Here is an 11879-nt window from a genome sequence, read left to right as displayed (position 1 = left end):
GGGTCGCCTTCTTCGTACTGCCTGCGCCTTATTTCTCGACGAAGGCACGCTCGATCAAGTAGTCGCCCGGCTCGCGCATGCGCGGGGAGATCTTCAGGCCGAAGCTGTCCAGCACTTCGCTGGTCTCGTCGAGCATGCTCGGGCTACCGCAGATCATCGCACGGTCGTCCTGCGGGTTGATCGGCGGCAGGCCGATGTCGCTGAACAGCTTGCCGCTGCGCATCAGGTCGGTCAGGCGGCCCTGGTTCTCGAACGGCTCGCGAGTCACGGTCGGGTAGTAGATCAGCTTGTCGCGCACCGCCTCACCGAAGAACTCGTTCTGTGGCAGGTGCTCGGTGATGAATTCGCGGTAGGCCACTTCGTTCACGTAACGCACGCCGTGCACCAAGATCACTTTTTCGAAGCGCTCGTAGGTTTCCGGGTCCTGGATGACGCTCATGAACGGCGCCAGGCCAGTGCCGGTGCTCAGCAGGTACAGGTGCTTGCCTGGGTTCAGGTCGTCCAGTACCAGCGTGCCGGTAGGCTTCTTGCTGATGATGATCTCGTCGCCTTCCTTCAGGTGCTGCAACTGCGAAGTCAGCGGGCCGTCCGGCACCTTGATGCTGAAGAACTCCAGGTGCTCTTCCCAGTTCGGCGAGGCGATGGAGTAGGCACGCATGAGCGGGCGGCCGCTTTCCTGCTGCAGGCCGATCATCACGAACTGACCGTTCTCGAAGCGCAGGCCCGGGTCGCGGGTGCACTTGAAGCTGAACAGGGTGTCGTTCCAGTGGTGCACACTGAGGACACGTTCGTGGTTCATGTTGCTCATCGATGGGGCTCCTGAAGAAAAACGCAGCGCGTGCAGCACGCACAGTTGCGCGATAGTTTAGGGGCAGCGACAATATCTGTTAACTGGATTATCAAGATATGTGTTATCGGTTATATCGATATGCGATTTACACTTCGTCAACTGCAAGTCTTCGTCGCGGTAGCCCAGCACCAGAGCGTCTCTCGAGCCGCTAGCCTGCTGGCCTTGTCGCAATCGGCCGCCAGCACCTCCATCACCGAACTGGAGCGGCAATCGAGTTGCCAACTGTTCGACCGCGCCGGCAAACGCCTGGCCCTCAACGCCCTCGGCCACCAGTTGTTGCCGCAGGCGGTCGCGCTGCTCGACCAGGCCAAGGAAATCGAAGACCTGCTCAATGGCAAGTCCGGTTTCGGCTCACTGGCGGTCGGCGCCACGCTCACCATTGGCAACTACCTGGCCACCCTGTTGATCGGCAGCTACATGCAGACCCACCCTGAGAGCCAGGTGAAGCTGCATGTCCAGAACACCGTGCATATCGTGCAGCAGGTCGCTCATTACGAAATTGATCTAGGTCTGATCGAAGGTGACTGCAACCACCCCGACCTGGAGGTCCAGCCTTGGGTGGAGGATGAACTGGTGGTTTTCTGCGCGCCCCAGCACCCGCTGGCCAAGCTGGGCCGTGCCGATATCGACAGCCTGTCGCAGGAAGCGTGGATCCTGCGCGAACAAGGCTCGGGGACACGCCTGACCTTCGACCAGGCCATGCGCCATCACCGCGCCAACCTCAACATCCGCCTGGAACTGGAGCACACCGAGGCGATCAAGCGTGCAGTGGAATCGGGGTTGGGTATCGGCTGCATTTCACGCCTGGCGCTGCGGGACGCCTTTCGCCGTGGCAGCCTGGTACCGGTGGAAACCCCGGAGCTGGACCTGATGCGCCAGTTCTACTTCATCTGGCACAAGCAGAAGTACCAGACCTCGGCCATGCGCGAATTTCTGGAGCTCTGCCGCAACTTCACCGCGGGCTTCACCCGCAGCGACGAAATCGTGTTGCCGCCGATCGCTTAAAGCAGGATCACCCCCCACACCAGCGCCACCATGCTCAGCGCCACCAGCTGTGCGGCGCTGCCCATGTCCTTGGCGTTTTTCGACAGCGGGTGGCGCTCCAGCGAAATGCGATCGATAGCGGCCTCGATCGCAGAATTGAACAGCTCGACAATCAACCCCAGCAGGCACACGGCGATCATGATCGCCCGCTCTGCACGGCTGACCGGCAGCCAGAACGCCACCGGGATCAGCAGCACGTTGAGCAGCACCAGTTGGCGGAATGCTGCCTCGCCCTTGAAGGCCGCGCGCAGGCCGTCCAGCGAATAGCCAGCGGCGTTGAAGATACGTTTGAGGCCGGTCTGGCCCTTGAATGGCGATGTCATGTGAGTCATTTCACAACAGAAGGCCGGCAGGCTAGACCGGCTCAGGTCAAAAAAGCGTGAAGCCGCACGCCGTCAGTGGCTGGCAACTGATTCAAGTTGTTGCAACAGCAGCGCGGCCTGGGTGCGGGTGCGCACCCCCAGTTTACGGAAAATCGCCGTGACGTGGGCTTTGATAGTGGCTTCCGAGACATTCAGCTCATAGGCAATCTGCTTGTTCAGCAAGCCTTCGCAGACCATGGTCAGTACCCGGAACTGCTGCGGCGTGAGGCTCGCCAGGCCTTCGCTGGCAGCCTTGGCCTCGGCCGACACATCGACCTTCTCGAACGCCTGCGGCGGCCACCAGACTTCGCCGTCGAGCACTTTGCGCACCGCATCCTGGATCACTTCCAGCGGGCTGGACTTGGGAATGAAGCCGCTGGCGCCAAACTCGCGGGACTTGACCACCACGGCGGCCTCCTCCTGCGCCGAAACCATCACCACGGGAATTTGCGGGTATTGCCCGCGCAGCAGCACCAGCCCGGAAAAACCGTAGGCGCCCGGCATGTTCAGGTCGAGGAGCACGAGGTCCCAGTCGGCTTTTTCGCTCAACCGCACCTCCAACTCGGCAATGCTCGCGACCTCGACCAGGCGAACGTCCGGGCCAAGGCCGAGGGTAACGGCCTGGCGCAGGGCGCCGCGAAACAGCGGGTGGTCATCGGCAATCAGGATTTCGTAAGTGGCCATCGATCTAAGGATCCTGTTCTGTCCCGGGCACTGGGGGTAGGCAAGTGCCCGACGGGGAATCGGCGCCAAGCATGCCGAGCACGGTCAAGGGTGGTCAAGCCAACCGCCTTGCCGCCTCGCCCACCCTGGCCGCCAGCCCCGTCATTATGAACCAAAGCCGGGTGAGTGCCCCTTGGACTATAGGAAGGTATGCAAACGCTGATGGGTCTCGTCCTGCTCGTCCAGCGGCAGTCGCCGCTTGCCACTGAGGTAATGCAGGCTGAATACATCCAGGTAGGCATCCAGTGCCTGCGACGCCAGGCTATCGCCGGCCAGCTCCAGGCACATGGCTGCAACTTCTGCGGTGCAGAAGTGATCATCGCGCTTGGAGCGGCGCAGGCGGTAGCGTGACATCTGTTCCGCCTGCAGGCTCAGCACCGGGAACCGGTCCAGGTAGGGGCTTTTGCGAAACATCTTGCGCGCCTCGGTCCAGGTGGCATCCAGCAGAATGAACAGCGGGCGCTTGCCCGGCTCACGCACCACCTCGCTGACCACCCGCTGCGGGGCGACGAACTCACCCGGGAAAACGATGTAGGGCTGCCAGTGCGGGTCGTCGAGCAGGGCCAGCAGGCGCTCGTCAACCGAGGTGCGCAGCCAGCCGAACGCCGAGGTATCTTCGATCAGGTCGGCAATCAGCCAGCCGGTATTGGTGGGTTTTAGTGGCTCGGTGTCATGCATCAGCAGGCACATGCCGGCGTCGGCCTGCACGCGGGGCTTCCAGGCGCACAGGCAATGGCTGGCAATGACCCGGCAATCCGGGCAACGCTCGGCCCGCGACCCTCGGGCAATGAAAGGCTTGTTGCTGCGGGCCAGGCGCTCGGCACGCAGGCGCGCTACCGCATGGCTCATGCCGGCAGGCCTATGGAAAGATGGGAAATGGGCACAAGGATGGCTCTGGGAAAACAAGGGCGCCAGTTTACCAGAATCCTTATAATCAGGCTTTTCCCGTGCCCCGGGCTGCCGCCGGCCAAGGGGTTCACGGAACGCCGTCGACACGCGCATGTCAAAGCGCCAGTCATCGAACCAGGAGATACTCATGCTGCGCCTTATTGCCCCCGCCCTGAGCATGTTGCTCGCCCTGCCCCTGGCAGCCCAGGCGGCTTCCAAACAGGACTACGACCTGAACAAGATGCTGGAAAAGGTCGCCAAAGAGAGCAGCGTCGGCACCCCACGTGCCATCAATGAAGACATCCTCGACCAGGGTTACACCGTGGAAGGCAAGGCACTGGTCAATCACCTCAGCGTGCGTCAGAGCCACGCCGAGCGCATGCAGGCCAACCCTGCGCAGGTGCGCAGCCAATTGGGCGACAGCGTGTGCCGCAACAATGGCTTCCGCAACCTGATGTCCAAGGGCGCGGTGATGGTTTACCGGTTCACCGTCTACAAAACCAACCAGCCGATCATGGACCAGGCTTTCGACAATGCCAGCTGCGTTGCCGGCAACAAGAAGAAGTAAGCACCGCGCCCAGGCTAAACCTGCCTTTGCTCCCGTGCGCGCCAGTGCCCCTCGGCAGCTTCGGCGCGCATCTCGGCCAATAGCGCCTGCACGTAGCGCGACTGGCATTCCAGGCCCGCGAGCCGGCGCTGGCACTCGGCCTCCAAGCTCAGGTGATGAACCTGGGCGGCACGTTCCAGTTGCTGGTAGAGCTGCAGGTCCACTTCGATGACCAAGCGATGCATACCGCCACCTCCCGCATCGATACGTTTCGCTTTACCAGTTAACCAGACCCCTGCCGCCATTGGCCACGTGCCGACGGGTGGCGCTGGCAATCCCACCGGCACGATCGGCCGCCAGGGTCTAGATTGAGGTCTAGAGGTATTGGTGCAGAAGGAGACGTTGCATGCCTTACCAATCGAACGAATCGCTGTTCAGCCATTTCCAGGACAACCATATCGACTTGAGCCACATCGACGCCCAATTGCAACTGGTTGCACCCAACAGCCCGAACCTGCCGCTGTACCGCGACATGATGCTGACCATCCTGCGCATGGCCCACGATGACAGTGACCGCTGGAGCGCCAAGATCACCCTGCAGGCCTTGCGCGAACTGGACCACTCGTTCCGCACCCTGCAGCGCTACAAGGGCCGCCGCAAGGTGACCGTGTTCGGCTCGGCGCGTACGCCGCTGGAACACCCGATGTATGCACTGGCCCGTGAACTGGGCGCTACCCTGGCTCGCTCGGACCTGATGGTCATCACCGGGGCGGGGGGCGGCATCATGGCCGCAGCCCACGAAGGTGCCGGCAGCGCCCACAGCCTGGGCTTCAACATCACCCTGCCTTTCGAACAACATGCCAACCCTACGGTGGACGGCACCGACAAGCTGCTGCCTTTCCACTTCTTCTTCATCCGCAAACTGTTCTTCGTCAAGGAGGCCGATGCCCTGGTGCTGTGCCCGGGCGGCTTCGGCACCCTCGATGAGGCGCTGGAAGTGCTGACCCTTATCCAGACCGGCAAAAGCCCCCTGGTCCCCGTGGTTTTGCTGGACTCACCGGGCGGCAGCTTCTGGCACGACTGCCTGGGCTTCATCAGCCGGCAGTTGGAGGACAACCATTACATTCTGCCGAGCGACCTGAAGCTGGTGCGCCTGGTGCACAGCGCCGAGGAGGCGGTGGAGGAAATCAACCAGTTCTACCGCAACTATCACTCCAGCCGCTGGTTGAACAGCCAGTTCGTGATCCGCATGCATCACGCCTTGAGCGAGGCGGCGCTGTCTGACATCGAGGAAGGTTTTGCTGACCTGCGCCTGAGCGGCAAGTACCACCAGCAAGCAGACAGCAGCGCCGAACATGAGTTGGGGGACTACAGCCACCTGACCCGCTTGTCGTTCGCCTTCAATGGCCGAAACCAAGGGCGCCTGCGTGAACTGGTGGACTTTATCAACCTGCCGGAGAACTGGGCCAAGCCACAGCCCATGCATACCACGCAGCGGGCCAGGGAGGCGTTGAAGGCCAGTTGATCAGGCACTGTGGGGCAGCGCGCTGGAGAGTACCGGCGTTGACGATGTTCGCGGCTGAGACCGCTGCTACGGGGATTGTTGCGAGGTCTGCGGCGGCTAGTAATCGTCGAGGTCTCGCCCGCTGAGCAAGCGGCCGATCATGTCCATGGTGAAGCCTCGATAGGCGAGAAAGCGGGTTTGCTGGGCGCGGCTGCGGGGGTCCTGCGGGCGTTGCCCGGCGAACTTGCGCTGCCATACATCCCGCATACGTTCTGCCCAATCCACGCCGCTTTCACGCAGCGCCTGCTCAATGTCGGCGCGCAGCAAACCACGCTGCCCAAGCTCTTCACGAATACGTGCTGGGCCATAGCCAGAACCGGAACGGTAACGAATGAAGCTCTCGAGGTAACGGGCTTCACTCAGCAGCCCCTCTTCGGTGAGCCGGTCGAGCTCTGGCTCGATCAGCTCATCGGAGGCACCGCGCTGACGCAACTTGCGCGTCAGCTCGACGCGACCATGCTCACGTCGCGCAAGCAGGTCCATGGCTGTCCGCCGAATGGCGACGGGGGTGTCGAGTACGGCGGACATGTTCAGCTATAAACCACGCGATCAATAACCGGCTTCAGCGTCGGCCATGTCGTCGGCACCCGCCTCGACAGCGGCAGCTTTACCGGCCGCGGCTACAGCGCCAGCGTTCAGCAGCTTCTCACGGATCTGTCTCTCGATCTCGGTACCGATAGCCGGGTTTTCTGCCAGGTACTTGGCCGCGTTGGCTTTACCTTGGCCGATCTTGTTGCCCTGGTAGGCATACCAGGCACCGGACTTCTCGACCAGGCCTTGGGCAACGCCCAGATCGATGATCTCACCGTTACGGTAGATACCCTTGCCGTAGAGAATCTGGAACTCGGCCTGACGGAACGGAGGCGAGACCTTGTTCTTGACGATCTTGACGCGGGTTTCGCTGCCGACCACCTCGTCGCCTTCCTTGACAGCGCCGGTGCGGCGGATGTCCAGACGCACAGAGGCGTAGAACTTCAGGGCGTTACCACCGGTGGTGGTTTCCGGGCTACCGAACATGACGCCGATCTTCATGCGGATCTGGTTGATGAAGATGACCAGGCAGTTGGCGTTCTTGATGTTACCGGTAATCTTGCGCAGCGCCTGGGACATCAGGCGAGCCTGCAGGCCCACGTGCATGTCGCCCATTTCGCCTTCGATCTCGGCCTTGGGTACCAGTGCGGCCACCGAGTCGACGATGATCACGTCAACTGCGTTGGAACGCACCAGCATGTCGGTGATTTCCAGGGCCTGCTCACCCGTGTCTGGCTGCGAGACCAGCAGGTCGTCGACATTGACGCCCAGCTTGCCGGCATATTCAGGGTCGAGTGCGTGCTCAGCGTCGACGAAGGCGCAGGTGGCGCCATTCTTCTGGGCTTCGGCGATGACCGACAGGGTCAGCGTGGTCTTACCCGACGATTCCGGACCGTAGATTTCGACGATACGGCCCTTGGGCAGACCACCAATGCCCAAGGCAATGTCCAGACCCAGAGAGCCGGTAGAGATGGCCGGGATAGCCTGGCGCTCGTGGTCGCCCATGCGCATTACCGCGCCTTTACCGAATTGACGTTCGATTTGACCCAGGGCCGCAGCCAAGGCGCGCTTCTTGTTGTCGTCCATTGAAATCCTCACGTGTTCGACGGGCCCTGATGGCCGCAATACCTGTATAAGTAGCCAGTATTATTCCACAGGCTAGCGCTGGCGCAAACCCCTGTCTTCGATTTCCTCGGCAGTAAGCTGTAACAAGCCGTCTAACGCGGCGCTCACCGTCTGTCGCCGCACCGCCTCGCGGTCGCCGTCGAATTGCCGCCGCTGGCTGCTCACCCGACTGCCGTCGCCCCAGGCCAGCCATACGGTACCCACGGGTTTGGCCGGCGAGCCGCCATCGGGCCCCGCCACTCCGCTTACCGCCACGGCAAAGCGCGCGCCGCTGGCCGCCTGGGCGCCGCGGACCATGGCCTCGACCACCTCCTGGCTGACCGCCCCCACCTGCCCGAACAACGCTTCGGGCACCCCCAGCTGACGGGTTTTCTGGGCATTGGAGTACGTCACGTAACCGGCCTCGAACCAGGCGGAGCTACCGGGAATGCGTGTGATGGCTTGTGCAATGCCGCCGCCCGTGCAGGACTCGGCAGTGGTCACTTGGGCATCCAAACGGCGCAGATGTTCACCCAAACGGGCGGCAAGCGGGGTGATCGGGTCCATGTCGGGCTCCTCCAGGGCGGCCCTTTACCCTACCACCCTGCCGGCATCCTGGCTCAGGAAACCTGCAGCACCGCAGCGGCCTGCGGCGGCTGCCGGCCACTGTTCCGTACGTGCCTGCATCTCGCGAAAAAAGCCTGTACCATTGCCGGTTTACCGCCAACCAGATCACCCGCTGTAAGGCCCTGAATGTCTGATCTCTCCGCACACACCCCGATGATGCAACAGTACTGGAAGCTGAAGAATCAGCACCCGGACCAGTTGATGTTCTACCGCATGGGCGACTTCTACGAGATCTTCTACGAAGATGCGAAGAAAGCCGCCAAACTGCTGGACATCACGCTGACCGCGCGCGGTCAGTCGGCCGGCCAGTCCATCCCCATGTGCGGGATTCCGTTCCATTCGCTGGAAGGTTACCTGGCCAAGCTGGTCAAACTGGGCGAATCGGTGGTGATCTGCGAGCAGATCGGCGACCCGGCGACCAGCAAGGGCCCGGTCGAGCGCCAGGTGGTGCGCATCATCACCCCCGGCACGGTCAGCGATGAAGCCCTGCTCGACGAACGCCGCGACAACCTGATTGCCGCGCTGCTCGGTGACGAGCGCTTGTTCGGCCTGGCCGTATTGGACATCACCAGCGGTAACTTCAGCGTGCAGGAGATCAAGGGCTGGGAAAACCTGCTGGCCGAACTCGAGCGCCTGAACCCGGTCGAGCTGCTGATCCCCGACGACTGGCCACGCGACCTGCCCGCCGAGAAGCGCCCGGGCGCGCGGCGCCGTGCACCGTGGGACTTCGACCGCGACTCAGCGCGCAAAGCCTTGTGCCAGCAGTTCGCAACCAAGGACCTGAAAGGCTTCGGCTGCGACAAGCTGACCCTGGCCATCGGTGCCGCTGGCTGCCTGCTGACCTACGCCAAGGAAACCCAGCGCACGGCGCTGCCGCACCTGCGCAGCCTGCGCCATGAGCGCCTGGACGATACGGTCATCCTCGACGGCGCCAGCCGGCGCAACCTGGAACTGGACATCAACCTGGCCGGCGGGCGCGACAATACCCTGCAATCGGTGGTCGACCGTTGCCAGACGGCCATGGCCAGCCGCCTGCTGAGCCGCTGGCTGAACCGCCCGCTGCGCGACCTCAAGGTGCTCCAGGCACGCCAGGACTCGATTCGCTGCCTCCTCGACGGCTACCGTTTCGAAAAGCTGCAGCCACAGCTGAAAGAAATTGGCGACATCGAGCGCATCCTGGCGCGTATCGGCCTGCGTAACGCCCGCCCGCGCGACCTGGCCCGGCTGCGCGACGCCCTGGGCGCGCTGCCCGAGCTGCAGAACGCCATGACCGAGCTCGAAGCGCCGCACCTGGCACGCCTGGCTGCGATCACCGGTACCTACCCCGAGCTGGCCAGCCTGCTGGAACGGGCGATCATCGACAACCCTCCGGCGGTCATCCGCGATGGCGGCGTGCTCAAGGCCGGTTATGACAACGAACTGGACGACCTGCTGGCCATCAGCGAAAACGCCGGGCAGTTCCTGATCGACCTCGAAGCCCGCGAAAAGGCGCGCACCGGCCTGGCCAACCTGAAGGTCGGCTACAACCGGGTACACGGCTACTTCATCGAGCTGCCGACCAAGCAGGCCGAACAGGCCCCCGGCGACTACATTCGTCGCCAGACCCTCAAAGGTGCCGAACGCTTCATCACGCCGGAACTGAAGGCCTTCGAGGACAAGGCATTGTCGGCCAAGAGCCGCGCCCTGGCCCGCGAGAAGATGCTCTACGACGCCCTGCTGGAAACCCTGATCAGCCACCTGGCGCCGCTGCAGGACAGCGCTGCCGCCCTGGCCGAACTGGACGTACTCAGCAACCTGGCCGAGCGCGCGCTGAACCTCGACCTGAACTGCCCACGCTTTGTCGACGAGCCTTGCCTGCGGATCGAACAAGGCCGTCACCCAGTCGTCGAGCAGGTCCTGACCACGCCGTTCGTAGCTAACGACCTGGGCCTGGACAACAACACGCGCATGCTGATCATCACCGGCCCGAACATGGGCGGTAAGTCCACCTACATGCGCCAGACCGCCTTGATCGTGCTGCTGGCCCACATCGGTAGTTTCGTGCCGGCCGCCAGCTGCGAGCTGTCGCTGGTCGACCGCATCTTCACCCGTATCGGCTCCAGTGACGACCTGGCCGGCGGGCGCTCGACTTTCATGGTCGAGATGAGCGAAACCGCCAACATCCTGCACAATGCCACTGACCGCAGCCTGGTGCTGATGGACGAAGTGGGCCGGGGCACCAGCACCTTCGACGGCCTGTCGCTGGCCTGGGCCGCCGCCGAGCGGCTGGCCCAGCTGCGCGCCTACACGCTGTTCGCCACCCACTATTTCGAGCTCACCGTGCTGCCGGAAAGCGAGCCACTGGTGGCCAACGTGCACCTGAACGCCACCGAGCACAACGAACGCATCGTGTTCCTGCACCACGTCCTGCCTGGGCCTGCCAGCCAGAGCTACGGCCTGGCGGTAGCACAACTGGCGGGCGTGCCGGCCGTGGTGATCCAACGTGCCCGCGAACACCTTGGCCGGCTGGAAACCACCAGCCTGCCCCATGAGCAGCCCGTGGCCCAAAAGGCCAAGGACGCGCCGCAGGTGCCGCACCAGAGCGACCTGTTCGCCAGCCTGCCACACCCGGCCATCGAAAAGCTGGGCAAACTGCAGTTGGACGACATGACCCCGCGTCAAGCTATCGAAATGCTATATCAACTAAAGAACCTGTTATAACGGCGCCCATTACAAGCTGGTAGAATCCGCCGCGGTTTGCTGGTGCTGCAGGTTACTAGCCTGGCCTGCAGCCATATGCCCGTAAACCGCGCGGCCCCGAGAGGAAGGGCCGCCGCCGTCGCCTGAGGAGAGAACTAAAAATGACCTTCGTTGTCACCGACAACTGCATCAAATGCAAATACACCGACTGCGTGGAAGTCTGTCCGGTGGACTGCTTCTACGAAGGCCCGAACTTCCTGGTTATCCACCCGGACGAGTGCATCGACTGCGCCCTGTGCGAGCCGGAGTGCCCAGCGCAAGCGATTTTCTCGGAAGACGAAGTGCCTGCGGGCATGGAGAACTTCATCGAGCTGAACGCCGAGTTGGCGGAAATCTGGCCGAACATTACCGAGCGTAAGGAGGCCCTGCCAGACGCCGAAGAGTGGGATGGCAAGACTGGCAAGATTGCCGACCTGGAGCGCTGATAGCGCTGAAATGCAAAAAGGCCCTACGGGGCCTTTTCTGTTTTGGTGCCGGGCAAAAACTGCGGACAAAAAAAGGGGCGGTTTGACCCGCCCACATTTTTTTCCGTAGTCCCTGCTTGTCCCAAACATCATCCTGATGAAATCGCGTCTTGCGATGTCCTTGGCCTTCATCCTGAAAGCCTGTGCATGTCCCTGTGCACAGTTCGAATACTAGCGGGTTCAGCGGCGCGGGCAAGCGCCGGAGTTTGCCGGATATTGCCGGGGAAACATTTACTCACCTGCAGATAAGCCTTGTTTTTCAATGCGTTATGAAAAACCAGTCTCTGAAAACGACTTTGATTTACTGTCGCTCGCTAGAATGGCTTACAGCACGAGTAAGCAAAGGCTTACAGCAGGTGTTAGCAGGGTAGCGCATTACATATTCGACAGGTTTTTTGCCGGGCAGTTCTGGGGGGCTTTTGCCGTGCTTCAACCC

General features: G+C 62.4%; 13 protein-coding genes. 5 read left to right on the top strand and 8 right to left on the bottom strand.

The features are described 5' to 3' along the window. Positions 1-28 precede the first annotated feature (28 nt). A complete protein-coding gene (gene fpr / locus ACF8SD_RS17660; RefSeq protein ID WP_046616646.1) occupies positions 29-808 on the bottom strand; it encodes a ferredoxin-NADP reductase in 780 nt (259 codons plus the stop codon). 120 nt (positions 809-928) lie between these two features. On the opposite strand from fpr, the gene finR reads away from it, so the two are divergent. Continuing rightward, positions 929-1855 (top strand): LysR family transcriptional regulator FinR, encoded by a 927-nt coding sequence (gene finR, locus ACF8SD_RS17655; protein ID WP_054890399.1) that lies wholly within the window; start codon positions 929-931, stop codon positions 1853-1855. Here the strand turns inward: finR and ACF8SD_RS17650 are convergent. The 3 genes from ACF8SD_RS17650 to ACF8SD_RS17640 all read right to left on the bottom strand — a co-directional run bounded on the left by ACF8SD_RS17650 (position 1852) and on the right by ACF8SD_RS17640 (position 3828). Further along, positions 1852-2217, bottom strand: a complete 366-nt coding sequence (locus ACF8SD_RS17650; protein ID WP_009686040.1) for a diacylglycerol kinase — start codon at positions 2215-2217, stop codon at positions 1852-1854. The genes finR and ACF8SD_RS17650 overlap by 4 nt on opposite strands. Positions 2218-2289: 72 nt before the next feature. Beyond that, positions 2290-2940: a response regulator transcription factor ErdR gene (gene erdR, locus ACF8SD_RS17645; protein WP_009686041.1), complete on the bottom strand. Its 651-nt coding sequence runs from the start codon at positions 2938-2940 to the stop codon at positions 2290-2292. 177 nt (positions 2941-3117) lie between these two features. Next, positions 3118-3828, bottom strand: a complete 711-nt coding sequence (locus tag ACF8SD_RS17640; RefSeq protein WP_009686042.1) for a tRNA-uridine aminocarboxypropyltransferase — start codon at positions 3826-3828, stop codon at positions 3118-3120. 187 nt (positions 3829-4015) lie between these two features. On the opposite strand from ACF8SD_RS17640, the gene ACF8SD_RS17635 reads away from it, so the two are divergent. Further along, positions 4016-4435: a quorum-sensing-regulated virulence factor family protein gene (locus ACF8SD_RS17635; RefSeq protein WP_173887806.1), complete on the top strand. Its 420-nt coding sequence runs from the start codon at positions 4016-4018 to the stop codon at positions 4433-4435. Positions 4436-4449: 14 nt separating this feature from the next. Here the strand turns inward: ACF8SD_RS17635 and ACF8SD_RS17630 are convergent, their stop codons facing one another. After that, on the bottom strand, positions 4450-4659 hold the full coding sequence (locus ACF8SD_RS17630) for a hypothetical protein (RefSeq protein ID WP_173887805.1): 210 nt from the start codon (positions 4657-4659) through the stop codon (positions 4450-4452). Positions 4660-4820: 161 nt separating this feature from the next. Between ACF8SD_RS17630 and ACF8SD_RS17625 the strand changes: the two genes are divergently transcribed. Further along, positions 4821-5939: an LOG family protein gene (locus ACF8SD_RS17625; RefSeq protein ID WP_173887804.1), complete on the top strand. Its 1119-nt coding sequence runs from the start codon at positions 4821-4823 to the stop codon at positions 5937-5939. Between the two features lie 96 nt (positions 5940-6035). Here the strand turns inward: ACF8SD_RS17625 and recX are convergent, their stop codons facing one another. From recX to ACF8SD_RS17610, 3 genes are all read right to left on the bottom strand, one after another. Continuing rightward, positions 6036-6506 (bottom strand): recombination regulator RecX, encoded by a 471-nt coding sequence (recX, locus tag ACF8SD_RS17620; RefSeq protein ID WP_009686046.1) that lies wholly within the window; start codon positions 6504-6506, stop codon positions 6036-6038. 21 nt (positions 6507-6527) lie between these two features. Beyond that, a complete protein-coding gene (recA, locus tag ACF8SD_RS17615; RefSeq protein ID WP_009686047.1) occupies positions 6528-7595 on the bottom strand; it encodes a recombinase RecA in 1068 nt (355 codons plus the stop codon). Positions 7596-7667: 72 nt separating this feature from the next. Next, entirely contained in the window at positions 7668-8180 is a 513-nt protein-coding gene (locus ACF8SD_RS17610) for a CinA family protein (RefSeq protein ID WP_392484703.1), read from the bottom strand. A gap of 186 nt (positions 8181-8366) precedes the next feature. Between ACF8SD_RS17610 and mutS the strand changes: the two genes are divergently transcribed. Together mutS and fdxA are read left to right on the top strand one after the other, a co-directional pair. Then, positions 8367-10940 carry a DNA mismatch repair protein MutS gene (gene mutS, locus ACF8SD_RS17605; protein ID WP_173887802.1) on the top strand — a complete coding sequence of 858 codons (2574 nt, stop codon included), beginning with the start codon at positions 8367-8369 and terminating at the stop codon, positions 10938-10940. 140 nt (positions 10941-11080) lie between these two features. Next, positions 11081-11404 carry a ferredoxin FdxA gene (gene fdxA / locus ACF8SD_RS17600; protein ID WP_173887801.1) on the top strand — a complete coding sequence of 108 codons (324 nt, stop codon included), beginning with the start codon at positions 11081-11083 and terminating at the stop codon, positions 11402-11404. The last annotated feature ends 475 nt before the right edge of the window (positions 11405-11879 follow it).

This window comes from Pseudomonas sp. CJQ_9 (assembly GCF_043106615.1).
In the GTDB taxonomy this organism is placed as follows: domain Bacteria; phylum Pseudomonadota; class Gammaproteobacteria; order Pseudomonadales; family Pseudomonadaceae; genus Aquipseudomonas; species Aquipseudomonas juntendi.
This window is presented reverse-complemented; position numbering and strand designations above follow the sequence as displayed.